The 25016-nt window shown below is 53.5% G+C and carries 19 protein-coding genes; 13 read left to right on the plus strand and 6 right to left on the minus strand.

The window, feature by feature from the left end; all coding sequences use genetic code 11:
• The first annotated feature begins 102 nt into the window (after positions 1–102).
• Positions 103–1179 carry a DNA polymerase IV gene (dinB, locus tag ACMHXH_RS05115; RefSeq protein WP_101095273.1) on the plus strand — a complete coding sequence of 359 codons (1077 nt, stop codon included), beginning with the start codon at positions 103–105 and terminating at the stop codon, positions 1177–1179.
• A 250-nt stretch (positions 1180–1429) separates the two neighbouring features.
• On the opposite strand, the gene ACMHXH_RS05120 is transcribed toward dinB, so the two are convergent.
• Positions 1430–2332: a DMT family transporter gene (locus ACMHXH_RS05120; protein WP_233962550.1), complete on the minus strand. Its 903-nt coding sequence runs from the start codon at positions 2330–2332 to the stop codon at positions 1430–1432.
• Between the two features lie 303 nt (positions 2333–2635).
• On the opposite strand from ACMHXH_RS05120, the gene dnaK reads away from it, so the two are divergent.
• Both dnaK and dnaJ read left to right on the plus strand, forming a co-directional pair.
• On the plus strand, positions 2636–4549 hold the full coding sequence (gene dnaK / locus ACMHXH_RS05125) for a molecular chaperone DnaK (protein ID WP_039033622.1): 1914 nt from the start codon (positions 2636–2638) through the stop codon (positions 4547–4549).
• Positions 4550–4639: 90 nt separating this feature from the next.
• Positions 4640–5770, plus strand: a complete 1131-nt coding sequence (dnaJ, locus tag ACMHXH_RS05130) for a molecular chaperone DnaJ (RefSeq protein WP_039033623.1) — start codon at positions 4640–4642, stop codon at positions 5768–5770.
• A gap of 183 nt (positions 5771–5953) precedes the next feature.
• Here the strand turns inward: dnaJ and ACMHXH_RS05135 are convergent, their stop codons facing one another.
• The 4 genes from ACMHXH_RS05135 to ACMHXH_RS05150 all read right to left on the minus strand — a co-directional run bounded on the left by ACMHXH_RS05135 (position 5954) and on the right by ACMHXH_RS05150 (position 9795).
• A complete protein-coding gene (locus ACMHXH_RS05135) occupies positions 5954–6376 on the minus strand; it encodes a MarR family winged helix-turn-helix transcriptional regulator (RefSeq protein ID WP_215773284.1) in 423 nt (140 codons plus the stop codon).
• A gap of 149 nt (positions 6377–6525) precedes the next feature.
• Positions 6526–8721: an FUSC family protein gene (locus ACMHXH_RS05140; RefSeq protein WP_162206774.1), complete on the minus strand. Its 2196-nt coding sequence runs from the start codon at positions 8719–8721 to the stop codon at positions 6526–6528.
• A 1-nt stretch (position 8722) separates the two neighbouring features.
• Positions 8723–9586, minus strand: coding sequence for an HlyD family secretion protein (locus tag ACMHXH_RS05145; protein ID WP_039033691.1), 864 nt, complete (start codon positions 9584–9586; stop codon positions 8723–8725).
• Between the two features lie 8 nt (positions 9587–9594).
• Positions 9595–9795 carry a DUF1656 domain-containing protein gene (locus ACMHXH_RS05150; RefSeq protein WP_039033625.1) on the minus strand — a complete coding sequence of 67 codons (201 nt, stop codon included), beginning with the start codon at positions 9793–9795 and terminating at the stop codon, positions 9595–9597.
• Positions 9796–10041: 246 nt separating this feature from the next.
• Between ACMHXH_RS05150 and ACMHXH_RS05155 the strand changes: the two genes are divergently transcribed.
• The 10 genes from ACMHXH_RS05155 (at position 10042) to secF (ending at position 24551) form a co-directional block, all read left to right on the plus strand.
• Entirely contained in the window at positions 10042–10836 is a 795-nt protein-coding gene (locus tag ACMHXH_RS05155; protein ID WP_039033626.1) for a M48 family metallopeptidase, read from the plus strand.
• Positions 10837–10997: 161 nt separating this feature from the next.
• Positions 10998–11615 (plus strand): FKBP-type peptidyl-prolyl cis-trans isomerase, encoded by a 618-nt coding sequence (locus ACMHXH_RS05160; protein ID WP_039033627.1) that lies wholly within the window; start codon positions 10998–11000, stop codon positions 11613–11615.
• A gap of 59 nt (positions 11616–11674) precedes the next feature.
• Entirely contained in the window at positions 11675–12493 is an 819-nt protein-coding gene (gene dapB, locus ACMHXH_RS05165) for a 4-hydroxy-tetrahydrodipicolinate reductase (RefSeq protein ID WP_039033628.1), read from the plus strand.
• Positions 12494–12681: 188 nt separating this feature from the next.
• Entirely contained in the window at positions 12682–13830 is a 1149-nt protein-coding gene (gene carA, locus ACMHXH_RS05170; RefSeq protein WP_335910193.1) for a glutamine-hydrolyzing carbamoyl-phosphate synthase small subunit, read from the plus strand.
• A gap of 23 nt (positions 13831–13853) precedes the next feature.
• Positions 13854–17075, plus strand: a complete 3222-nt coding sequence (carB, locus tag ACMHXH_RS05175) for a carbamoyl-phosphate synthase large subunit (protein ID WP_100144222.1) — start codon at positions 13854–13856, stop codon at positions 17073–17075.
• A gap of 279 nt (positions 17076–17354) precedes the next feature.
• Positions 17355–20300, plus strand: a complete 2946-nt coding sequence (locus ACMHXH_RS05180; RefSeq protein ID WP_335912253.1) for an alkaline phosphatase family protein — start codon at positions 17355–17357, stop codon at positions 20298–20300.
• 244 nt (positions 20301–20544) lie between these two features.
• Positions 20545–21021, plus strand: coding sequence for a transcription elongation factor GreA (greA, locus tag ACMHXH_RS05185; RefSeq protein ID WP_039033631.1), 477 nt, complete (start codon positions 20545–20547; stop codon positions 21019–21021).
• 107 nt (positions 21022–21128) lie between these two features.
• The gene (locus tag ACMHXH_RS05190; protein WP_144361804.1) at positions 21129–21695 is read left to right on the plus strand and encodes a hypothetical protein; all 567 of its coding nucleotides are present in this window, start codon (positions 21129–21131) and stop codon (positions 21693–21695) included.
• Positions 21696–21814: 119 nt separating this feature from the next.
• Positions 21815–23650 (plus strand): protein translocase subunit SecD, encoded by a 1836-nt coding sequence (secD, locus tag ACMHXH_RS05195; protein WP_335912255.1) that lies wholly within the window; start codon positions 21815–21817, stop codon positions 23648–23650.
• Positions 23651–23654: 4 nt separating this feature from the next.
• The gene (secF, locus tag ACMHXH_RS05200) at positions 23655–24551 is read left to right on the plus strand and encodes a protein translocase subunit SecF (protein WP_412513901.1); all 897 of its coding nucleotides are present in this window, start codon (positions 23655–23657) and stop codon (positions 24549–24551) included.
• Between the two features lie 116 nt (positions 24552–24667).
• Here the strand turns inward: secF and yhbY are convergent, their stop codons facing one another.
• Positions 24668–24967, minus strand: a complete 300-nt coding sequence (gene yhbY / locus ACMHXH_RS05205) for a ribosome assembly RNA-binding protein YhbY (protein WP_025009926.1) — start codon at positions 24965–24967, stop codon at positions 24668–24670.
• Positions 24968–25016: the final 49 nt, after the last annotated feature.

A 25016-nucleotide genomic window follows, 5' to 3' on the forward strand; every position in this document is an offset into this window, starting at 1 on the left:
ATTGAAATATCTTTACGTTATCCCAGCTTGTTAACTGTGTTTATATACAGTACTCTGTTTATATCCGGCTCGACCGAGCCCTTTGAGATCCGGAAAGCAAGCTTGAGAAAGATCATACATATCGACATGGACTGCTATTTTGCCGCGGTGGAGATGCGTGATTTTCCAGAATATCGTGGCCGACCTTTGGCCGTAGGCGGCAGTAGTGACAGACGCGGGGTGATAAGCACTTGTAATTATGAGGCGCGTAAATTTGGCGTTCGTTCTGCCATGGCCTCGGCCTATGCGTTAAAGCTTTGCCCGGATCTGCTGCTGATCCCCGGGCGCATGTCTGTCTATAAGGAAGTCTCGGCAGAGATCCGGGCCATCTTCGCCCGCTATACCTCACTGATTGAACCTCTGTCGCTGGATGAAGCCTATCTGGATGTATCCGATAGCTCGTTATACCAAGGTTCGGCCACCCTAATTGCCGAGGCTATTCGCGCCGATATCCTGGCGGAAACAGGCCTTACGGCTTCTGCGGGTATCGCTCCGGTCAAGTTTCTCGCCAAGGTGGCCTCAGATCTCAATAAGCCCAACGGCCAGTATGTGGTCACGCCACAGGCGCTGCCTGAGTTTGTAAAAAAACTGCCGCTTATCAAGATCCCCGGAGTCGGTAAGGTCACCGCTCAGAAACTGGCCGAAATGGGGCTGCATACCTGTGCGGATGTACAGAAGGTGCCTTTGGCCATATTGCAACAGAGGTTTGGAAAGTTTGGAAGCTTACTTTATGAAAGGGCTCAGGGGATAGACGAGCGTGAACTGACCATCAACCGAGAGCGTAAATCGGTCGGGGTAGAGACCACGCTGGCAGAGGATATCCATACCCTGGCTCAGTGTCGTCAGGTGATGCCACAGTTGGTGCAGGAGTTGGCCCGCCGTTTGGAGCGCGGAGCCAAAGACAGGCAAATTCAAAAGCTGGTGGTCAAACTCAAGTTCAGTGACTTTAAACAGACCACTATAGAAACCCGCTCGAGAGAGTTATCTGTGCGTCTGCTGGATGACTTGCTGACCCAGGCATTGCAAAGAGCCAACGGCCGTGGCATCCGCCTGCTGGGTGTCGCTGTCGGCTTGGTTAGCCAGGATGACAGCCACTCATCGGCAGAGGAAACTCTACAGCAGTTGGATTTGGCTTTCTAAATTGACAGTTTGGATTAGTTTACAGAAATTCAATCGGCTATCGGTTCTTGGGGTAACGGATTGTGAGGCTAAAAAGCTCCTTCTACGGCATTACCTTTATGTGCCAGTTTACCCGACGCTTACTGTATGAGGCGGTTCCTGGGTATTGGGCCATCATCATAGGGCCATCATCAATTTCCAACATTAGACGAGTTGCACAGATAAGGCCGAGAATCTTCGTTGCCCTTAAATAATGGCTTAATATGGCGTATCACACTACCTTCATTTTCGGTGCCTTGGGTTTCAGCAGTTTCTGTATCAAGAGGGCTGACAGGATAAGTCCCATACCGACCAGAGTCGCCAGAGTGATGGCTTCTTTCAATATCAGCGCAATAAACACCATGGACATGAGTGGCGTCAGAAACACCAGATTGGTGATGCTGGCTGCCCGCTCTGTGGTTCTCAGTGCCATTAGCCAGAGCACAAAGGTGACGCCCATCTCAAATAGCCCCACATAGACACCGGCTCCCAGCGCTTGCCAATGCAAAGAGGGCAGACTTTCTGTTGTCAGCAGGGTGATGGTTATCAGCGGTAGACTCACCAAAAAACTCAGCAATAGGCTGACAATGGCATCGCCCTTGTCTTTGGTGTTGATGATCCAATATAGGCACCATAGCAGGGTACTGGAGAGTGCCAGCAGAATACCGAAGGGGTTTTCAAAGTCCATCGATAACAGATTACCGCCGGTGGCTATCACCAGTACTCCAAAGTAGCCTGTGATGGCCGCCAGCATGTCGCTGAGTTGCAGCTTTTGCTGCAACATGGGGGCGGCAAGCAGTGGCAACAGTACCGCCCAGGTGTAGTTCAGCGACAGCGCCTGCTGCGCCGGCAAGAGATCATAGGCTTTGAACAGTACCAGATAATATAGAAATGGATTCAGTATTCCGGTTTGCAGATAAAACCAGGGCCGGGCGCGAAACTGCTGCTTTAATAATGTGAGTTTCCCCTGCCAGGCAAGAATAAGCCCCAGACAGATGGATGAAGTGATAACGGCAATAAACACCAGTTGCAACGGCGAGAAAAAGCCGAGGGCGATTTTAAAGGCGGTCGCAACAGTGGACCAGAGGAATACGGCGGCCATTCCGTAGATCAGGGCCAGCTGGGATTTTTTCACTTTAGAGGTCTCTGTTTCTACTCTTGTTTTATGGCTGGTTCTGCCACGGTCGCAATCGACACTATTTTATTCAGTACTGCTAAACAAAAAAAGATCTCCGGCACCGACGATGCGTAAAAAGATTGTACAAAAAAATCTATTTTTTTCTTCCTGGCCCTTGTAAAGCAGTTTTACGCCCCTATATAGGGGGTAAGGCAAGATTGGGGGCCATCTACAACGGACTTGAAAACAGCGAGTTTACCCCCATATCTGAAATCAGATAAACATATTCAGTTCGAAAGAAAAGATTTTTCGGAGGACCTCATGGGTAAAATTATTGGTATCGACTTAGGCACAACAAACTCTTGTGTAGCTGTCCTCGATGGTGACAAGGCTCGCGTATTGGAGAATGCCGAAGGCGATCGCACAACACCTTCTATCATCGCCTTCACTGAAGACGAGACGCTGGTTGGCTCACCTGCAAAACGTCAGGCTGTGACCAACCCTGCCAACACTTTCTTTGCCATCAAGCGTTTGATTGGCCGTCGCTTCACTGATGATGAAGTTCAGCGCGACGTCAGCATCATGCCTTTCAAAATCATCAAGGCCGACAACGGCGATGCTTGGATTGAAAGCCATGGTAAGAAGATGGCACCTCCTCAGGTGTCTGCTGAAGTACTGAAAAAGATGAAGAAAACTGCTGAAGACTTCCTGGGTGAGCCAGTGACTGAAGCGGTAATCACAGTACCTGCTTACTTCAACGACTCTCAGCGTCAGGCCACCAAAGATGCCGGCCGTATCGCGGGTCTGGAAGTAAAGCGTATCATCAACGAGCCAACTGCTGCGGCACTGGCCTATGGTATCGACAAGAAGCAGGGCGACAACATTGTTGCTGTATATGACCTGGGTGGTGGTACTTTCGATATCTCCATCATCGAAATCGACAGCAACGACGGCGACCAGACTTTCGAAGTACTGGCAACCAACGGTGATACTCACCTGGGTGGTGAAGACTTCGACAACCGTCTGATCAACTACCTGGCTGACGAATTCAAGAAAGAGCAAGGTCTGGATCTGCGTAACGACCCTCTGGCTATGCAGCGTCTGAAAGAAGCTGCCGAGAAGGCCAAGATTGAGCTGTCCAGCACCACTCAGACCGAGGTGAACCTGCCTTACATCACTGCTGATGCGACAGGTCCCAAGCACTTGGTGGTTAAGATCACCCGTGCCAAACTGGAATCTCTGGTTGAAGACCTGATCCAACGCTCACTGGAGCCTCTGAAAGTGGCTCTGGCCGATGCCGACCTGTCAGTGTCTGACATCAACGAAGTGATCCTGGTGGGTGGACAAACCCGTATGCCTAAGGTTCAGGAAGCGGTAACCAACTTCTTCGGCAAGGAACCACGTAAAGACGTGAACCCTGATGAAGCGGTAGCCGTAGGTGCTGCGATTCAAGGTGGTGTACTGGCCGGTGACGTGAAAGACGTATTGCTGCTGGACGTAACGCCTCTGTCCCTGGGTATTGAAACCATGGGCAGCGTAATGACCAAGCTGATTGAGAAGAACACCACTATTCCTACCAAGGCGCAGCAGACCTTCTCTACAGCAGACGACAACCAGAGCGCAGTGACCATTCACGTGCTGCAGGGTGAGCGTAAGCAAGCCAGCGCCAACAAGTCACTGGGTCAGTTCAACCTGGAAGGTATTGAGCCTGCTCCACGCGGCATGCCACAGATTGAAGTGACTTTCGACATCGACGCCGACGGTATTCTGCACGTGTCTGCCAAAGACAAGAAGACAGGCAAAGAGCAGAACATCACCATCAAGGCCTCTTCCGGTCTGTCTGATGATGAAGTCGAGAAAATGGTTCGCGACGCCGAGGCTCATGCCGAGGAAGACAAGAAATTTGAAGAACTGGTCAGCGCCCGCAACCAGGCTGACGGTCTGGTACACGCTACCAAGAAACAGGTGGAAGAAGCCGGTGACGCTCTGGCAGCAGACGACAAGGCCAAGATTGAAACCGCTATGGCCGCTGTAGAAACTGCCACCAAGGGTAACGACAAAGAAGCTATCGAGAAGGCGACTCAAGAGCTGATAGAAGCTTCTGCCAAGCTGATGGAAATCGCTCAGGCCAAGGCACAACAAGGCCAAGGTCAAGGCGAAGCCCAGAGCAGCAATGCCCAGGCCGATGACGTTGTCGATGCCGAGTTCGAAGAGGTTAAAGACGACAAGAAGTAATTGGGTGGTAACACTCGATTAATTCCGGCGGGCGTTACGGGGCAACCCTAACGCCCGCTTGTGTGAATCCAGCTTGGAAAGCGTGAGATTATGTCAAAGCGAGATTATTACGAAGTATTGGGCGTCGGTCGCGACGCCAGCGAGCGGGAGATCAAGAAGGCCTATAAGCGCCTGGCGATGAAGTATCACCCTGACCGCAATCCGGGCGATAAGGCGGCCGAGGCCAGCTTTAAAGAAGTCAAAGAAGCCTACGAGATCCTGACCGACGAAGACAAAAAAGCTGCCTATGATCAGTTTGGTCATGCTGGGGTTGACCCTAACCGTGGCGGTGGTGGTTTTGGTGGCGGCGCTGATTTCGGTGATATCTTTGGTGACGTGTTCGGGGATATCTTCGGTGGTGGTCGTCGCGGCGGGCATCGTCAAGCTGCCCGTGGTTCAGATCTGCGTTACAACCTGGAACTGTCGCTGGAAGAAGCGGTGCGTGGTATTACCCGTGAGCTTAGGATCCCAACCTTGGTTAGCTGTGATCTCTGTGATGGCAGCGGCGCGAAGAAGGGTACCTCGGCTACTACTTGTGGTACCTGTCACGGTGCCGGTCAGGTACAGATGCGTCAGGGTTTTTTTGCGGTGCAGCAACCTTGTCCTACCTGTCATGGTCGCGGCAAGATCATCAAAGAACCTTGCAGCAAGTGTCACGGTGATGGCCGCATAGAAAAGAGCAAGACACTGTCGGTGAAAATTCCGGCCGGTGTCGATACCGGTGATCGTATCCGCCTGGCTGGTGAAGGTGAAGCCGGTGAATTCGGAGCCCCGGCGGGGGATCTCTATGTACAGGTTACTGTGCGCGAGCACCCAATCTTTGTCCGTGACGGCAATAACCTTTATTGTGAAGTGCCGATATCCTTCGCCAAGGCCGCCCTCGGCGGTGAAGTGGAAGTGCCGACACTGGACGGTAAGGTTAATCTGAAGATCCCGGCGGAAACCCAGACCGGCCGCATGTTCCGCATGCGCGGTAAAGGGGTTAAGTCGGTGCGCAGTCACGCGGTTGGCGATCTGCTTTGCAAAGTGGTGATGGAAACGCCGGTGAACTTGTCCGAGCGTCAGAAAGAGCTGCTGCGTGAATTTGAAACTTCAGTCACCGGCGCATCCAAGAAACATAGCCCCAAGGCTGAAGGCTTCTTCGATGGAGTGAAAAAGTTCTTTCAGGATTTGAATAGCTAACCGGCGCTCTACCGAAACAAAAAACCGATGCTCAAGGCATCGGTTTTTTTTGGGGTCATACTTGAGCTGGCGTGAATGTCGCACTCGATACTTATGCCGTTTCTGCTGTTTCCGGCCGCGGATTTAAGCACTTTTAGAATAGCAATGTTCAGAGTTACTGTCTGGTATTCAGAGCCCTGATATTCAGGCACCCAGCTTATGGAGCAGGCTTAGCCACAGTTGTTGCTCTTGCTCACTCAAGCGTGACATAAACTCATCGGCGACTTGCTGAAATGATACCTCGGCCTCAGTAAAAATCTTAGTGCCCGCCGGTGTCAGGGCTACCAGGCTGACTCTGGCATCACGGCTGGCAGTTTCCTTGTCTACCAGACCAATTTTTTCCATTGGGTTAAGCAGGCGGGTGATCCCCGAAGCGCTGAGCCCGGCACCCTGGGCCAGGTCGATCCTTCTGAGTTTATTGCCCTCGGCCTTTGCCAATTGTCTCAGTACCAAAAACTCGCTGAAGCTGATACCGTGCAGCGACAACCTGCCTGCCAGACTGCGTTGCAGTTGACTGTGCATCTCGGTTATAGCAAGCACAATGCTTGTCGTTATGGGTTGTGTCATCTGTGAAACCTCTGGAAACGAAATTAACTTGACCAATGCTTTATCAATACTTGATTGTGCAAGTATTGGTTTGCTTACTTGAGCAGTCAAGTAGTTTGCAAGTTTCTATCGGGTTGGATGACTTATGGCGCTGAGCTTCAGGTCTTTGCCTAAGGCTTTTGTTCGGAAGCAGACTCTTGCTCTTGCGGTGGCGCAGACTCTTGCCCTTGCTTTGGCGCAGACTCTTGCTCTTGCGGTGGCGCAGACTCTTGCCCTTGCTTTGGCGCAGACTCAGCTTGGGTTGCGGGTGCATTGGCCTTGCTTATCATGGCGGCGCTGCGCTCAAACGTCATTATCAGGCGCTCAAACATCCCCTGAACCATCTCCAGTTGCTCCTGTGTCAAACCATCGGTTTGCAGCCGGGCTAAAAGGCGTTCGCAACTGTTACGGAAATCAGGTGGATTTTCGCCGCGGGAACAGAAGATAAAGGCGTTGGCGAGCGCCAGTTGCCAGTCTTGCAGTAGTTCGTCGAGTTGGCTGTCGCTGATGCTGGCCAGCAGGCGGCGCAGACGCATTGATACATGGCCCAGGTTAAGGCCGGTGAGGCCTAAGTCGGTCAGGGTTCGGTTGTTGCTCTGGCTGCTGCGTTCATAATTGGCCAAGCGCAGCAAGCGATCAGCCATACGGGCATTAAACCAGTCTTCAGGCTTGTCCTGTTTGACCATCTCAATCAGATCTTTGCGGGTGGCGTTGAGTAGGCGTTGCTGCATCATTTTGACTCCTGGCTCAGTCACCAGCTTAAACAGCCAATAGAGGATGCTGACGCCGACAAAGATGGCCATCGCCTTGCTCAGGGTGTTGTCTACGGCAAAAGCCTGGCTCATGTCTTTGCCGGGGCTGACCAAAATGGCAAATGGTATGCAAAATCCAAGGCCGTAGGGCAGGGTGGCCTGATTGGCCAGGGCCATCAGACCAATAAAGAAGGGGCCTGCCAATACCAACAACATGATCTCAATATCGCCGCTGCTTTGGGCCAGTAGTCCGAGGGCGTAAAATATTGCGACAGGAATGGCTATCATTACTCCTATCAGTAGTCGCCGCAGGATCATGCTCAAAAGGGGTAAGGGCAGTCTGGCCATCATGATGGAGAAGATCACCGGCATAGTCATTATCATCAGGGCCGCACTGGAAGCGGTGCCAATCCACATCCCGGCACCTATCAGGAAAATCAGCATGGTTCTGACACCCGTGATAAGCCCCAGCAGGGGATCTCTGTGGGTCTGCATTGCGGGAGCATTGAGCAGCGTTTTATCCGGTGACTCCAACGCCTTGAATGCCCGCAGCACCAGCACCAAATCGCTGGCCAGCTCCGAGGCGGTTTTCAGCAGCCGCGATTCCAGTGGGCTGATACAGGTATGAGTGTTGCGAAAGTGGATGATTTCGCGCCTTTGCCTGTGTGCCAATTCATAACAGAATTGGAAATCGTCCGACTCGGACATCGCCTTGAAGTTGCTTTTTAGGGTACGGATTAGCCCTGAGAGGGTGCCTGTCATCAACTCTTCATGGTTACGCTGCAAACGGCCGAATATCTGGATCACGGCGAGCAATGATAACACCTTGTTGAATAACAAATTGGCCGCACGACTGCGTCCCGGGCCTTCCGGACCCTCGTAGCTGAGAGCGTTGGCATCGTCGCTGGCTGCTGCCAGTGATTCAAGAATTGCGTCTATCTGATTATGGCGATTTTCATGGGAGCCGTTGAGATCCAGCTCCAGTGTGAGGTATTCCAGGGTTTGGTTGACTATTTTACGGGTTTGTTTTTGTAGCCCTTCGGTGACTCTGACTGGCCACAGCAACTGGCTCACCAGAGTGGCACAGATGGCACCGACTATAATTTCGCTGACCCTGGAGTGGGCGACGGCGAAGATGGTTTCACTGTTTGCTGTAGCTGGGCTTACCATCACTAAGAGCACAATAAGACAGGGGGTGATCCCCGCCATGGCGAAGGCGTAGACAAAGTTGATATGGCGTACCATGGCCGACAATGCAGAGTTGAGCCCCAACCACAGCGCCAGGGTGAGCATGGCCAGTTCGGGGGCACCGTAAAAAATGCTGAGAATAGCTATGCCGGCAACCCCGCCTACCAGGGTGCCTATTATCTGGCAAAGACCTTTTTCCAGCACCAGGCCACTTTCGGGGCGCATCTGCAGGAATATTGCCGATACCAGCGCCCAGTAGGGGCGCTCCAAGTCCAGATAGAGCGCCGCCGTCAATGCCAGTGCCATGGCAATCACCCCTTTGGTGGCGAAGATTAGCGTGCGCTTGTCCGGGGTCAGAAATACCGCCAGCGTGGGAGATAGGGGCATATTATTTTTCGGCTTGCAGTTGGATGGAAACCGTCAATCCGGCGCTGAGTTCATGTTGTTCCGAAGCCGGGTCCAGCTTGATATCCACAGGGATCCTCTGCGCCAACCTGACCCAGTTGAAGCTCTGTTGAATTTGCGGCAATAGTTGACCATTGGCATTGGTATTGGTATCGGCAATTGCTTTGCCTATGCTGATCACTTCGCCCCTGAGCGGCTTGCCACCGCTCATTAGGCTGATTTTGGCCTTTTGGCCTACCTTTATTAGTGGCAGCTTGGTTTCTTCAAAGTAACCTGTGACATAGAAAGAGCCTTGTTTAACCAGAGATAATACCGCCTTGCCCTGGTTGACATAGTTGCCCTGACGCAGGCTGAGGTTGATTATGGTGCCATCGGCGGGGGAGTGAACCTGAGTGCGCTGAAGATCTATTTTGCTGCTGTCGAGTCTGGCCTTTGCTAAGTTGTAGCTGGCTTTGGCCAACTCTGTGTTGATCCGTGCAGTTTCCAAATCCTCTTCACTGATCACCTCGCGGCCGGTGAGATTCTTGCGCCGTTCATATTTGTGCTTGGCCAGTTCCCAAGCGTGTAGCTTGTTTTCCAGCTCGGCGGCCAATTCGGTACTGGCGGCTTGATAACGGGTATCGTCCACCTTAAACAGCAGATCGCCACGTTTAACTTGTTGGTTATCTTTAACATTCAGTTGAGTGACCCAGCCTGAGACATCGGCCGAGAGGGTAATGACTTCGGCCCGCACCCGGCCATCACGGGTCCAGGGGGAATAGAGGTAGTGATTCCAAATCCAATATCCGGCCACTAAGGCTGCCAGCACGAGAAGCAAGGTAATGGAGATGCGCAGTACTTTTGCCATGATAAGTGTCAACTCTCAAACAGGTAGATAATCAGTGCCAGATAGCACACGAACAGGGCGACTTCGAACCAGGCCACTCGCCAGATTTTTGTGTACAGCCCGGTCCAGTGAAGAACCAGTCTGGTCAGAAACCAGAGTGCGAGCGCAAGAGGTGCGAAGAGAACCAAAGGACTGAACAGCAATCCCCCCAAGGCTAATTCTTCAAGCATTGTATGAGTTGGAACCTATAAAAAGACGTTTGGTAAAGAGTCACTTATAAGTGGATAACGGCGTTTGCCGTATCCATGTATCTCAATCAGTGTGGTGCCTGACAAGCCAGAGGTCAACTTTTTTCAAGCCTTGGCTGTACGCGCAGCTGGCTTTTGGCCGGCGGGATCATTGGCGATACGACAAGCTGTGCTTGCGTGTGACACTCAGGTAAAATCCAGGGAAACTTTATCACCGGAAGATAAAAGATGAATAACCGAATTTTCGGCCTACTTGCCATACTCTTTGTGGGAGCTCTTTCAGGCTGCTCCACTACTCAGTCGCCCACCGGGCGCTCGCAGATGTTACTGTTTTCGCCCGAGCAGATAAACCAGATGGGTACCGCCTCTTTCGAGCAGATAAAAGCAAAAGAGAAGCAGAGCCAGGACAAGGCCGCCAGTGCCTATGTTGCCTGTGTGGCGCAGCGTATTACCTCTTTATTGCCGCAACAACATTGGCAATGGGTACTGTTTGAGTCGGATCAGGTCAACGCCTTTGCCTTGCCTGGTGGTCATATCGGTGTCTATACCGGGCTTCTTAAGGTGGCCAACAATGAAGACCAACTGGCAACGGTAATCGGCCATGAGATAGCGCATGTGTTGGCGCAGCACGGTAATGAACAGGCCTCACGGGCCCAACTCAGCAATACCGGTATGCAGTTGGCCGGTACGGCGTTGGGGATGGGGCAAGTAGCCAATGCCGATCTTTACATGGCGGCCCTGGGGCTTGGGGTGCAGGTGGGCTATATCTTACCCTATGGCCGGGCGCAGGAATCCGAGGCCGATGTGATGGGGCTGGAGCTGATGGCCAGGGCCGGCTTCGATCCTGGAGCCGGGGTGACCTTATGGCAAAACATGGCCAAGGCGGGGGGCGGTCAGGGGCCGGAGCTGTTGTCGACTCATCCATCCAATGAGAACCGCATTGCCCAGTTGCGTGATTTACAAGCGCAGATGATGCCGCTCTATCAGGCGAGCAAGGGTAAATTTAGCTCTTGCCAAAAATGAGGTTAACAAAGTCGGCTTGAGGCTCGGCCTTCTGTCCATTTTGGCTTGAGACTCGGCGAATGAACAAAGCGTAGGGATACGAATAAGCGCAACACTTGAACCCGGATAAGTGTTACACTGTGCCGCGAAAAATTCACAGATAAACTGAGAGTAAACTGATTATGTCTGATAAGTTCACCAGTGTTGAACAACAAGCCAGCTACGGCGTAGGCCGCCAGTTGGGTGAGCAACTGGCCGCAAACTCTTTCGAAGGTCTGGATATTCCAGCCGTTCAAGCCGGTCTGGCCGATGCATTTGACGGCAAAGAGAGTGTTGTTTCCATGGAAGATATGCAGGTTGCTTTCTCTGAAATCAGCCGTCGCCTGCAAAAGGCGCAGGAAGAGGCTGCCGAAGCCGCTTCTGCCGAAGGTAATGCTTTCCTGGCCGAAAACGCCAAACGTGAAGGTGTGGTGACTACCGAATCAGGTCTGCAGTACGAAATCATCAACGAAGGCTCAGGCGAGAAGCCAAGCTATGATTCCAACGTTCGTACTCACTATCACGGTACCTTTATCGACGGTAAAGTATTCGACAGTTCAGTAACCCGTGGTCAGCCTGCCGAATTCCCGGTTTCCGGCGTGATTGCCGGTTGGACCGAAGCGCTGCAACTGATGCCGGTTGGCGCCAAGTACAAGCTGTATGTACCGCATCACCTGGCCTACGGCGAGCGCGGTGCCGGGGCGGCTATCCCGCCTTATTCCACTCTGGTCTTTGAAGTGGAACTGCTGGACATTCTGTAATACCAAAATCGCTTGAGTCTGACTCAGGCGATTTTTTTAGCCTGTATGTGGAGAAAGTTATGAGTGGACATGTCAGAGTTGCGGTTGCCGGAAGCAGCGGCCGTATGGGGCGTACCTTGATAGAAGCGGCCGCGCATTTCAGCCGGATCATTCTGGGCGCGGCCATCGAGCGCGCTGGCTCGACTCTGGTGGGAGTCGATGCCGGGGAGTTGGCCGGGGTCGGTTGTCTTCATGTCCGGGTCTGCGATAGCCTGGATCAAGTTGCGGATGACTTCGATGTGCTGGTGGATTTCACCAGCCCGGAAGGCACCCTCAGCAATCTGGATTGGTGCGCCCGCCATCATAAGGCGATAGTGATAGGCACTACAGGTTTCAATTCGGCGCAAAAGGCGCAGATTGAGGCCTTTGCCGAGCAGATCCCTGTGGTATTGGCACCCAATATGTCGGTTGGGGTTAACTTGATGTGGAAGCTGCTGGAACTGGCGGCGGAAGTCATGGGTGATTATACCGACATAGAGATCATCGAAGGCCATCACAGACACAAGAAGGATGCTCCTTCAGGTACCGCCTTGAAGATGGGGGAAGTGATTGCCAACACACTGGGGCGGGATCTGGAAAAAGTCGCCGTCTATGGCCGCGAAGGGATCACCGGCGAGCGTGAGCGCGACACCATAGGTTTTGCCACTATCAGAGCGGGTGACTTGGTGGGCGAGCATACCGCCATGTTTGCCGATATGGGCGAGCGTTTAGAGATCACTCACAAGGCTTCCAGCCGAATGACCTTTGCCAACGGCGCCATGCGTGCGGCACTTTGGTTGCAGGAACAGGATGCCGGGCTCTACGACATGCAACAGGTATTGGGGTTGAACCCCCTGTGACATTATTTAAAAAACCGCCGATTGGCGGTTTTTTTTCGAATTCGTCCGCCAAGCTATAGACGGATTGCTATTTCTCGTGTAGGATGCGCGGAATTTGTCAAAATTTCGTATTTTAGCGGAAATTGGTACTTTAAACAAAGATAAAAACATTACATTTCAGTGGCTTGGCTCTTTTCTCGGAGGTCGCGTTGACAAAGTCTGCCTTACTCGTACTCGAAGATGGAAGCGTATTTTCCGGCACAGCAATCGGTGCCGATGGGATCGCAGTCGGAGAAGTCGTTTTTAACACTTCGATGACCGGATATCAAGAAATCCTCACCGATCCATCTTATTCTCGCCAGATAGTAACTCTAACCTACCCACATATCGGTAATACCGGTACTAACACTGAAGACACAGAATCCGATGCAGTTCATGCCTGTGGTCTTATTATTCGTGATCTTCCCCTCCTCGCCAGTAACTTCCGTAACCAACAATCCCTCAGTGATTACCTCAAAGCCAACAAGGTAGTCGGTATCGCCGATATCGACACCCGTAAGCTGACCCGTATTCTGCGGGAGAAGGGCGCTCAGGCCGGTTGCATTCTGGTGGGTGAGCAGGACGTAGACAAGGCGCTGGCTGCCGCCAAGGCATTCCCTGGGCTGAAAGGCATGGACTTGGCCAAGGAAGTGACGACCGACAAGTCTTACACCTGGCGCAAGGGAACCTGGCGTTTGGAGAGCGGCCTGCCGGTCGATACTCCCGAGTCAGAACTCAAGTACAAGGTAGTGGCTTATGACTACGGCGTGAAGCAGAACATACTGCGAATGCTGGTAGACAGAGGCTGTGATGTGACTGTGGTTCCCGCACAAACGTCTGCCAGTGAAGTGCTGGCGATGGCACCGGATGGGGTATTCCTCTCCAACGGCCCCGGTGACCCGGAGCCATGTGATTACGCCATCAAGGCGATTCAGCAAATTCTCGAAACCGATATCCCGGTATTCGGCATCTGCCTTGGCCACCAACTGCTGGCGCTGGCCAACGGTGCCAAGACGCTGAAGATGAAGTTTGGTCACCACGGCGCCAACCACCCTGTGAGCGATATTGACAAAGGCACTGTGATGATCACCAGCCAGAACCATGGTTTTGCTGCCGATGAAGCCACATTGCCTGCCAACATCAAGGTGACTCACAAGTCGCTGTTTGATGGCTCACTGCAAGGGATCCACCTGACAGACAAGCCGGCCTTCAGCTTCCAGGGCCACCCTGAAGCGAGTCCGGGGCCGCACGATTGTGCGCCTCTGTTCGATCACTTTATCGAACTGATTGAGCAATACCGTCACCAAGTCAAGCTGTAATCGCCGGGAGAAGATAGAAGAAAATGCCAAAACGTACTGATATTCAAAGTATTCTTATCCTGGGTGCCGGCCCAATCGTTATCGGTCAGGCCTGTGAGTTTGACTATTCGGGAGCCCAGGCCTGTAAGGCGCTGAGAGAAGAGGGTTACCGGGTTATTCTGGTGAACTCCAACCCTGCAACCATTATGACAGACCCGGAAATGGCCGATGCCACATACATCGAGCCTATCCACTGGGAAGTGGTGCGCAACATTATCGCCAAAGAACGCCCCGATGCGATTCTGCCAACCATGGGCGGTCAGACGGCGCTGAACTGCGCCCTGGAACTGGAAGCCAAAGGCGTATTGAAAGAGTTTGACGTCGAGATGATCGGTGCCACTGCCGATGCCATCGATAAGGCCGAAGACCGTGCCCGTTTCGACAAGGCGATGAAGAGTATCGGTCTCGAGTGTCCTCGTGCCGGTATTGCCCACAGCATGGAAGAAGCGCACAAGGTACTGAATGAAGTGGGCTTCCCCTGCATCATTCGCCCCTCTTTCACTATGGGCGGCAGCGGTGGCGGTATCGCTTACAACGTCGAAGAGTTTGAAGAGATCTGTACCCGAGGTCTGGACTTGTCGCCGACCAATGAGCTGCTGATTGACGAGTCGCTGATTGGCTGGAAAGAGTACGAGATGGAAGTGGTGCGCGATCGTAACGATAACTGCATTATAGTCTGCGCCATCGAAAACTTTGACCCCATGGGTGTACACACAGGTGACTCCATCACAGTTGCACCGGCTCAGACCCTGACCGACAAAGAATATCAACTGATGCGTAACGCCTCCATGGCGGTGCTGCGGGAAATCGGTGTTGAAACCGGTGGTTCCAACGTGCAGTTTGGTATCAACCCCAAAGATGGTCGCATGGTGATCATCGAGATGAACCCACGGGTATCGCGCTCATCTGCGCTGGCCTCCAAGGCGACCGGTTTCCCGATTGCCAAGGTTGCGGCAAAGCTGGCGGTGGGCTTTACCCTGGATGAGCTGATGAACGACATTACCGGCGGTTTGACTCCGGCTTCGTTCGAGCCTTCTATCGACTATGTGGTTACCAAAATTCCTCGCTTCAACTTCGAGAAGTTTGCCGGCTCCAACGACCGCCTGACCACTCAGATGAAGTCTGTCGGTGAAGTGATGGCCATCGGCCGTACCTTCCAGGAGTCGATGCAAAAAGCTCTGCGCGGCCTGGAAACCGGGATGACAGGTTTTGACCCTATCGTGGATATCAACGAGCCGGAAGCCCTGGCCAAGATACGTTACGAGTTGCAGGATGTCGGCCCTGAGCGTCCGTGGTATATCGCCGATGCTTTCCGCGCCGGTATGTCCATGGAAGGTATCCGCCGCATCACCAACATAGACCCTTGGTTCCTGGTGCAGATTGAAGATCTGGTGCTGCAGGAAGAGAAGGTCAAAGAAAGTGGCTGGAGCGGTCTTACCCAGGAGTTCCTGCGCAAGTTGAAGCGTAAAGGTTTCTCCGATGCGCGCCTGGCGTCACTGCTGGGGGTTTCTGAAAGTGAAGTGCGCAAACTGCGTCACAAGTATGAACTCTTCCCTGTCTACAAGCGGGTAGATACCTGCGCCGCCGAGTTCGCCACGGATACCGCCTATATGTACTCCACCTACGAGGAAGAGTGTGAGGCCAATCCGTCCGATAAAGACAAGATCATGGTGATAGGTGGCGGCCCCAACCGTATCGGTCAGGGTATCGAGTTCGACTACTGTTGTGTGCATGCGGCGCTGGCGATGCGTGAAGACGGTTATGAAACCATTATGGTTAACTGTAACCCTGAAACCGTTTCCACTGACTATGACACCTCTGACAGACTCTACTTTGAACCTGTTACCCTGGAAGACGTACTGGAAATCGTGCGGGTTGAGCAGCCCAAAGGGGTTATCGTGCAGTATGGTGGCCAAACGCCACTGAAACTGGCCCGCGCCCTGGAAGCCGCAGGTGTGCCCATCATAGGAACCAGCCCGGATGCCATCGACCGCGCCGAAGACCGTGAGCGCTTCCAACAAGCGGTTGAGCGTTTGGGGCTGAAACAGCCTGAAAACAGCACAGTGACCAATCTGGAGCAGGCGGTACTGGATGCCGAGCGTATAGGTTACCCTCTGGTGGTTCGTCCCTCCTATGTATTGGGTGGCCGGGCGATGGAAATCGTCTACGATGAGCAGGATCTGCGCCGTTACTTCAACGAAGCCGTGAGCGTATCCAACGAGTCGCCGGTACTGCTGGACCGCTTCCTGGATGACGCCACCGAAGTAGACGTGGACGCCATCTGCGATGGTAAAGACGTGGTTATCGGCGGCATCATGGAGCATATCGAACAGGCCGGTGTTCACTCAGGTGACTCAGGTTGTTCACTGCCTCCTTACACTCTCTCCAAGGCGATTCAGGATGAGATGCGCGAGCAGGTACGCAAGCTGGCGCTGGAACTGGGCGTTGTTGGTCTGATGAACGTGCAGTTTGCGGTCAAGAGCGACGTGATTTACCTGATTGAGGTGAACCCGCGTGCCGCCCGCACAGTGCCTTTCGTCTCCAAGGCCACAGGCGTGCCTCTGGCCAAGATTGCCGCCCGGGTAATGGCCGGTACTTCACTGGCCGAACAGCAACATACTCAGGAAGTGATCCCGCCTTACTACTCAGTGAAGGAAGTGGTTCTGCCGTTCAACAAGTTCCCGGGTGTTGACCCTCTGCTCGGCCCTGAAATGCGCTCTACCGGTGAGGTGATGGGGGTGGGTGATACCTTCGCCGAAGCCTACGCCAAGGCGCAACTGGGCTCAGTGAAGGATGTACCCAAGTCAGGCCGCGCCCTGTTGTCTGTTCGTCACAGCGACAAGAAGCGGGTTTCGGATCTGGCGGCCAAGCTGATTGAACTCGGCTATGAGCTGGATGCCACCCACGGTACGGCTGTGGTGCTGGGTGAAGCGGGTATCAATCCTCGCCTGGTGAACAAGGTGCATGAAGGTCGTCCACACATTCTTGACCGGATCAAGAACGGTGAATACACCTACATAGTGAATACCACTGAGGGTCGTCAGGCCATCGAGGATTCCAGACAGCTGCGCCGCGGCGCGCTGCAGCACAAGGTGAATTACACCACCACCATGAATGCGGCTTTTGCAACCTGTATGGCCCATGATGCCGACGACAGAAGCAATGTTGCCTCGGTGCAGGAACTGCACGCCAGAGTCAACAAGTAAACGCTGTCAGTCAGTAACTGAAACTGAACAGGCCACCCATTAGGGTGGCCTGTTTTTTTGTAGGCAGGATGATTTGGGTCAAACTTCTTGGGAAGGTGCGGACAGGCCCCGGCATGCATTCAGTCAGATGCCTTGAACGCCAATAGCTGTGCAAGCCACTCTCTACAAAAAAGAACGCCGCGAAGACTTATTCGCACCTTCCCTTGGCTTTGGGATCTTGGCGGCTCTTGCTAAACTCGCTCACTATCAAGGCGTTTCATTTAAGATGCTGCAATCAAGATGTTTCAGGGAAAGGAAGTGATGATACTCGAGTCTGTCTCAAAGAAGCCCAAGGGCCGGGAAAGCGTTGCGGGGCGAGTCAAAGGGTTGTTCTACCGGCGGCGTAACACGCAGGCTCTGGCCTTAAGCCTTGGCTTGGCTTTGAGCCTCGGCAGCAACGGCGTGCGGGCCGATATCAACACCGTGCCTTTGGTGGCACCCTTGTATCACGGCGGCGAACTGCTGCAAAAGCAGTTGTTTAAAGGGTTGGAGCTCAGTGTCACCACAGGGCGCGATCTGGCGATATTTTCTGTTGCCGGTATGAGCCTGGATGCCTACATTTTAACGCTGCCGCTCGATGCGCCGACCAAGGCCAGGGTCATAGCCCGGCTGTCGGATCCTTTCTACAGCATCCCCCTTGGGCATTTTCTCTACCTTTTTTACGACAGATACAGCCGCGCCGAGAACCGGGATCAGTTCCGGGATTATCTGCTGAGCCAATACAGCAAGGAGCAAATCGCGCCCTGGCAGCATTCGCTGTTCAGCCTGGAAGAGCAGGTTAAAGACAACACCGAACCGACCGCTGAAGCCAATGACAGACGCGAGGGCATGACGCTCAATCGCCAGTTGGTTGCCATGTTGGTGACTGTCTATGATCGCCTGTTCAACAATGATGACTGGGCCCTTGGCAAGATACTGCCGGAGCATTACAACTATCTTGGCGATAGCCCTGAAGATCTGGCGTTGATTGCCGACATTCAGCCGCTGATCATCACTGAGATTGGCAAGTATGTCGGCAGTCTGCCTGAGGGGGATATGCGCAGCGCCCTCGAGCTGATTATTGAAGATGGCAAGGCGGAAAATGCCGCCAAGGTAAACAACAAGGCGCAGGCGATAACCGTTACTCTTATCGACTTTGTCCGTCTCAATGTGCTCAAGGCCTATCGCCAATATGCATTACCGGCGCAGCGGGCAAAAGCCTTTTCGGCCTGGATGCAGGCCAGTCTCAAGGAAGATCCCAAGGGGCTGAGTGATTTTCTGGCAAGTTGGAGTCAACGCCCAAGAGCGGTGCAGATAACGGTAGATGGCTTGAGCCAGGGACTGATGCAGGCGTTGGTTGCACCCAATTCCGGCCCTTATCTCAAAGAAGTACTTGCCAGGGACGCGGCTTTGTCGCAACTCACGCCCGCGTCAGCCAAGGGGCGGCCGCAGCACACTCCCAAGCAGGACTTTTTGCGTCAACTGGTGAAAAATGGCGCCACCGACCAGTACTATCTGCCGTTTTTCAAGTCACTCTATCGCCGGAGTGAGAATGGCATAGCCACAGGAGGCATCTCTTCCACGCCGACCATCAGTGTGCGCAATCTGCCGATTATCAAGACAGGCGCCGCAGTGTCCGGTAAGGGTGGCACAGGGATCCCCAATTTTCACTTTGTCGATCGCACCCGTGACCGGGCCTATTACTTTTTCGGCAACGACGCCCTGCAGCTCGAAAATCTGGTGGAGAGCCGCGGCATGCGTACCATGTTCGACCGGCTGAATTATCTCAAGACCTTAAACTGCAACGCCCAATATGACTGGAACGCCCAGACCAGTTTCGATGCCCTGGTTAATCTGGGGCTGGGGGAAGCGATCCGTGATTTTGGTGAGCAGCGCTGTCTCAATGAGTTGTCGCTGCGCGCCGAAGCCGAGAGGGACTTGCAACATAGCGTGGCGGCGGTTCGCAAGCAACTCGAGGCCTACGACAAGATGGGGGCCTGGCGGCTGTTTTCCCGCATGAGCTTGCGGGGTAAGCTCAATGAACAGCTTAATGAGCTGGCCTTGCTGAGTGAACAGGCGATGCCGGACTATCTGCTTATTTATAACCCCTGGCCGGATCATTTCGCCCATTTCAAGGGGCCGTTCAGCGACGAAATCATAGCGCCGACCGGTGAGCTTAACCGGCTCGATTACTGGCTCGGTCGTCTGGACAAGGTGTATCGGGACGCGGGTATCTATCCGCAGACGCTGTGGGGCATGGCCGGCGATCATGGTTTGGCACCTGTGTATCACACCCTTAACCCCGAACTGGTGTTGCAAGATGCGCTCAAGCAACGCGGGGTCGAGCTCAAGATAAGCAAAATCTCCTCTGATGAAGGGGAAGGCCCCAAGATAACCAACAACCTCAACCCGCCTTCACTGCATGGGGTAGACTTGGTGATAGCCTCTACCGCAGGTGGTAACTATATGCTGGACTTCTTTAACTCGGACCGAGGTTGGCAGGTGCAACCCTTGTATCAGGAGTTGACCCGTTTTAAGGTCAAAGAAAGCGAGGCGCTGGATATGGTCAGCTTGCTTGCCGATGAGTTGCAGGAATCGCTGGATTATCTGGTGGTGCGTCAAAGTGATTGCACACTTGATAGCTGCTCTGTGCGTTTGGTGGGATATAGAAACGGGCAGCGCCGAGATGAAATGATCAGTCGTGACTCGGGCGCTATCCGTTATCAGGCGCTTGATGATAAAGGCGCGCCTGAGCTGCTGGCACTGGCTCAGAGCAACCCTTATCTGCCGCCGCTGTCTGATGTTCAGTTATCGGCCAAACAACAACTGCTCGAATTGTGCTTGGGGAGTGCCAAGGGCTGCAGCGCCGAGCAGTGGCGCAATCTGGCGGCCATGAGTCCCAGACCCGATGCCGTGGTGCAGCTGGCACACCTCTATGATGAAGACAGGGCCGGCACCATCAACCTCTTCCCCAAAGAGGGATTTGGCTATAACACCCTGGTGCCGGGGCGTCATGCGGGCGAGCATTATCTGGAAAAAGATGCCTTCATAGGTTTCTGGGGCGAGCCTAGCAAACCCGGCCAGAGATTGGGGCCGCTGGATAACGGCTCACTGGCACCGACTTTGTATCAGTACCTTACCGGTGAGCAGGTCGAGGTAGGAGACAATGGTTGGGGCTATCCCTCTGTGCTTTCGAGTCTTAACTGAGATGAATTTATTATCGTCGGTGCCACAGAAACAGAGATTTTTGTCGCCATCACTGGCAAGCCTGCCATGCCTTAGGTAAGCTTGTAGCCAAGATGAATTGAGTTTTGGCCGGTGTGTTCCCCGGTATTCCGCTATGCATCCCTGGCGCCGCAGACAAAATGGCGCCCATTCACCCGAAAAATGAGTCTCTGTTGGCCCTTGGCTGACGGAGGCTGCTTTTGTTTGACAGGAGACGAAAGAGATTATGAACAAGGTTCCCATGACCCTGGTTGGGGCAGAACAGTTGCGCAAAGAACTGGATATACTCAAGTTTGATCGCCGTCCCAAGATCACCGAGGCAATTGCCGCGGCGCGTGAACTGGGGGATTTGAAAGAAAACGCCGAATACCATGCCGCCCGTGAAGAGCAAGGCATTTGCGAAGCCCGTATCCGCGATATCGAAGGCAAACTGTCCAACGCCCAGATCATTGATGTGACCAAGATGCCCAACAATGGCCGGATCATCTTTGGTTCTACCGTGACCATACTGAACCTGGACACAGATGCCGAAGTGACTTACCGCATTGTCGGTGACGATGAGGCGAATATCAAAGAGAACCTGATCTCGGTGAACTCCCCAATTGCCCGTGGCCTTATCGGTAAAAATCTGGGGGATGAAGTCAATATTCAAACTCCCGGTGGCCTGGCAGAATATGAAGTTGTTGCCGTCGAATATATCTGATTGCGTTATCAAGCCGCCTCCGGGCGGCTTTTTTGTGCAAGATGGACAAAGTTTAATTTGCCCGCCAGGGCTTGAAAGGCTAGCATCCGCCCAAATAACCATTATCAATGGACACCTTGTTGCTGAAAATCATGCGCCTCTTTACCCTGCTGATCGCCATAGGTCTGCTGGGAAATGTGTATTCCGGGATTGCCTCAGATGCAACCTGGAAGGCGTTTGAACAGGCTTTGCCCGAGCTCAGTCAGCAAGATGCTGACAAAGAGCCGTTGTCCATAGCTTCATCTACCTCAGTTGGTCAGGAGTCTCAAGTCCAAGAGGCCCGGTATCACAAGTTTGGCAAGCATGATGCTAGTGGCAGAGCTGAGGTGGATGGCAAGGTTTCCCTGTCTGACTTATCCAAGTTGCTGCGCTCCGAGCAGGGCGACCAACTCTATTCTGCCCCTGGTGCTCGTCTGCGCTGTCTCAGTATGGCCGCTCAGCAGGATGTGCCCGAGCCGCCCTATGAATTGGCGTTTGAAATCGCTATGCCACCGGCGCCAGTGCTCAGCATAGGTTTTGCCGAGCAATTGCCTATCGAGCAGAATTGGACCTTAACGCACCCCGGGGCTGGTTTGCGCCTTGGGGGCTGGAAAGACGCCAACCTCCGCTATCGCTTCAGTCAGCAGGCCGCCTGACGCTCTCTTCCGGGCTTTTCTGTCCGGGTTTCACTTCATCTGTTGTCAGTCACTCCTTCATTGGATGACTGCGACTGTGATATGTGGCTTAAGCCACGAGTCGAAAAGAGAGCATAAATATGATAACTGACTCATTATTAAAGAGTAATGGCCGTGGGCGCCTGCCTAAAAAACTGCTTAATCACTACAGCGCCTGGAAATATCTGGTGTTGGTAGTCACTCTGGTGGTGATGGCGCTGAGCGCCTTGCCAACCTGGTATGGTGAAGATGCCGCGGTGCAAATTTCTCCCAAGGCTGGAATAGCCTTATCTCCGACCCAGATAGTTTCTGAACTGGCCAAGGCCGATATTCTCGTCAAGCGCCTGGACAGCAAAGATCAGCAAACCCTGGTTATTCTCAATGACGAAGGCCAACAGACACTGGCCAAGTCATTGCTGGCCAATCATGCCAAAGATCCCGCTGAACTCACTCTGGCCTTGAGCCCGGCGGCGCCCGAGTGGCTGCTCGGCATGGGATTTGAACCCATTAAACTGGGACTGGATCTTCGTGGTGGGGTGCAGTTTCTGTTGGATGTGGATATTGCTCCTGTGTATCAGACTCAAGGCAGTTCATTGGCCGACGCCCTGCGCGCCTTTGCCAGAGAAAAGGGGATCCGTGGCTTAAGTGTGCGTCAGGGCGCTGAAGAGCAACTGACTGTGATTATGCCTGAGGCGGCTCGCGCCGAGGTGCGGCAATTTATGGCCAAGCAATACCCACTTTGGCAGGTGAGCAGCGATAACAGTCAACTCAAGCTGGTGCTGACGGAGGCCGAGAAAATCAACCTGCGTAATCTGACGGTGCAGCAAAATCTGCAGATCATGCGTAGCCGAATTGAGGAACTGGGGATCACCGAAGCCTTGGTGCAGCGTCAGGGCGAGAGCCGCATCCGTATCGAGCTGCCCGGTGTTCAAGACCCGGCGGCCGCCAAGAGCGTGATAGGGGCGACCGCGACTCTGGCCTTCTATGAGGTTAAGGATAGTGCCACCGGCGCCATCTTGATTAAAGACAAGTCCGGCAATCCTGTGCCCGTGGCACGTAAACCTGTGCTGACCGGCGAGCATATTGTCGATGCCCGTGCCGGAATAGGAGAAATGGGCGCTGCAGAGGTGAATATTACCCTGGACAGTGAAGGCGGCCGCCGTATGACCGACTTCTCCCGAGGCCATATCGGTAAACCTATGGCCACGGCATACAGTGAGTACAGTCGCGATGCCGATGGCAAGGCGGTGCAAAGCAATGAAATTATCAGTGTCGCCACCATCCAGTCTGTGCTGCCGGAGCGCTTTCGGATAACCGGCGCCGGTAGTTATCAGGATGCGCAGCAATTGGCTCTTTTGCTGCGGGCCGGTTCTATGACTGCACCTGTCACCATAGTTGAAGAGCGCACCATAGGCCCGACGCTGGGGGCAGAGAATATTCACAATGGCTTTGCCGCCCTGGCGCTCGGTCTGGGGATCACCCTGGTGTTTATGGCGCTTTGGTATCGTAGGCTGGGCTGGGTCGCCAACCTGGCACTACTGGCTAACATGGTGTTGCTGTTTGGCTTGCTGGCCTTGATCCCCGGCGCGGTACTGACTCTCCCCGGGATTGCCGGTTTGGTGCTGACAGTGGGGATGGCGGTGGATACCAATGTGCTGATTTTCGAGCGGATCCGCGACAAGCTTCGTGAAGGGCGAGCATTGGCGCACGCCATTGACAAGGGCTTTGACAGCGCCTTCTCCACCATTTTCGATGCCAACTTCACCACTATGATCACCGCCGTAGTGCTCTACGCCATAGGTAATGGTCCTATTCAGGGGTTTGCGCTGACGCTGGGGCTGGGGTTATTGACCAGTATGTTCAGCGGGATTTTTGCCTCAAGGGCGATTATCAATCTGGTTTATGGCAAGAACTTCAGCCGCGACGTGAGGGTTTAATATTATGATTAATATGAAAAATGCAACCAAGTGGCGTTATTTCAGCAGCGCGATTTCTGTAGTTTTGATGATAGTGTCCATCAGTGTGATTGCCGTCAAGGGGCTCAACTGGGGGCTGGATTTTACCGGCGGTGTGGTCAGTGAAATCCGTATCGACAGCTCAATCAGCGCCAAGACGTTGCAACCTTTGTTGCAGCAGGCCTATGGCCAGGAAGTCAGCCTGATTGCTGCCGGTGAGCCGGGACGCTGGGTGCTGCGTTATGCCGCGCCAAGTGCCGGACAGAGTATGCCCGAAATGCCGGAAGTGTTGGCGGGTATGAACACTCAGGTGGAAGTGCTCAATACCAGCATAGTCGGGCCTCAGGTCGGCCAGGAGTTGGCCGAGCAGGGCGGTTTGGCTTTGCTGGTGGCTATGTTGTGTATTCTGGGCTATCTCTCTTACCGCTTTGAGTGGCGTCTGGCATCCGGCGCGGTATTTGCACTGGTGCATGATGTTATCTTTGTGCTGGCTTTTTTTGCCGCCACTCAGATGGAGTTCAACCTGACGGTGCTGGCGGCAGTGTTGGCCATTTTGGGATATTCACTCAACGATTCCATCATTATTGCCGACAGGATCCGCGAATTGCTGGCCGCCAAACCCAAGCTGGCGGTAAAAGACATCAATAACCAGGCGATTGCTGCCACGTTTGCCCGAACCATGGTGACATCCGGTACTACCTTGATGACCATTTCAGCGCTGTGGATCATGGGCGGAGGTCCCTTGGAAGGATTTTCCATCGCCATGTTTATCGGGGTGTTGACCGGTACCTTCTCCTCAATATCGGTTGGTACTTCATTGCCGGAATGGTTGGGACTGTCCAGTGAGCATTATCGGGTGACGCCTGTGACCCAGACCCCTTGATTGAAACCCGTCAATTAATACTGATTTAATCCACCGGCGCCACAATGTGCGCGCCGATGGGATACTGGCAACAAAAAAGCCACCTTAATTAGGTGGCTTTTTTGAGGGGAATGGGCTTATCTGGCCTTGGGCAGAGCGATTTTCATCTCTTCGGATTGGCGGAAGAGCACCAATACATGGCCTATCAGCTGCACCTTGGTTGCCTGGGTTTCACGGACAATGGCATCAACGATAGCGGCTTTCAGTTCTCTGTCTTCAGAGGCGACTTTAACTTTAATCAGCTCATGATGAGAGAGCGCATTATCAATTTCAGCCAGTACCCCTTCAGTCAGGCCATTGGCACCAAGCAGCACTACTGGCTTGAGGCTGTGTGCCAGGCCCTTTAGATGCTGTTTCTGTTTGGTTGTTAAGTTCATTTCTACCAACTTTTGCTGAGTTACTGTTGAAAAGCCGCTATTCTACCCT

The organism is Shewanella sp. BJSY2023SW001 (assembly GCF_047314685.1).
GTDB lineage: Bacteria > Pseudomonadota > Gammaproteobacteria > Enterobacterales > Shewanellaceae > Shewanella > Shewanella indica.

Excerpts from the sequence above, each read along its gene's own strand:
- dnaK (WP_039033622.1), top strand. The coding sequence starts at position 2,636 with ATGGGTAAAATTATTGGTATCGACTTAGGCACAACAAACTCTTGTGTA.
- dnaJ (WP_039033623.1), top strand. The coding sequence starts at position 4,640 with ATGTCAAAGCGAGATTATTACGAAGTATTGGGCGTCGGTCGCGACGCC.
- ACMHXH_RS05135 (WP_215773284.1), bottom strand. The coding sequence starts at position 6,376 with ATGACACAACCCATAACGACAAGCATTGTGCTTGCTATAACCGAGATG.
- ACMHXH_RS05140 (WP_162206774.1), bottom strand. The coding sequence starts at position 8,721 with ATGCCCCTATCTCCCACGCTGGCGGTATTTCTGACCCCGGACAAGCGC.
- ACMHXH_RS05145 (WP_039033691.1), bottom strand. The coding sequence starts at position 9,586 with ATGGCAAAAGTACTGCGCATCTCCATTACCTTGCTTCTCGTGCTGGCA.
- ACMHXH_RS05150 (WP_039033625.1), bottom strand. The coding sequence starts at position 9,795 with ATGCTTGAAGAATTAGCCTTGGGGGGATTGCTGTTCAGTCCTTTGGTT.
- ACMHXH_RS05155 (WP_039033626.1), top strand. The coding sequence starts at position 10,042 with ATGAATAACCGAATTTTCGGCCTACTTGCCATACTCTTTGTGGGAGCT.
- ACMHXH_RS05160 (WP_039033627.1), top strand. The coding sequence starts at position 10,998 with ATGTCTGATAAGTTCACCAGTGTTGAACAACAAGCCAGCTACGGCGTA.
- dapB (WP_039033628.1), top strand. The coding sequence starts at position 11,675 with ATGAGTGGACATGTCAGAGTTGCGGTTGCCGGAAGCAGCGGCCGTATG.
- carB (WP_100144222.1), top strand. The coding sequence starts at position 13,854 with ATGCCAAAACGTACTGATATTCAAAGTATTCTTATCCTGGGTGCCGGC.
- ACMHXH_RS05180 (WP_335912253.1), top strand. The coding sequence starts at position 17,355 with ATGTTTCAGGGAAAGGAAGTGATGATACTCGAGTCTGTCTCAAAGAAG.
- greA (WP_039033631.1), top strand. The coding sequence starts at position 20,545 with ATGAACAAGGTTCCCATGACCCTGGTTGGGGCAGAACAGTTGCGCAAA.
- ACMHXH_RS05190 (WP_144361804.1), top strand. The coding sequence starts at position 21,129 with ATGGACACCTTGTTGCTGAAAATCATGCGCCTCTTTACCCTGCTGATC.
- secD (WP_335912255.1), top strand. The coding sequence starts at position 21,815 with ATGATAACTGACTCATTATTAAAGAGTAATGGCCGTGGGCGCCTGCCT.
- secF (WP_412513901.1), top strand. The coding sequence starts at position 23,655 with ATGATTAATATGAAAAATGCAACCAAGTGGCGTTATTTCAGCAGCGCG.
- yhbY (WP_025009926.1), bottom strand. The coding sequence starts at position 24,967 with ATGAACTTAACAACCAAACAGAAACAGCATCTAAAGGGCCTGGCACAC.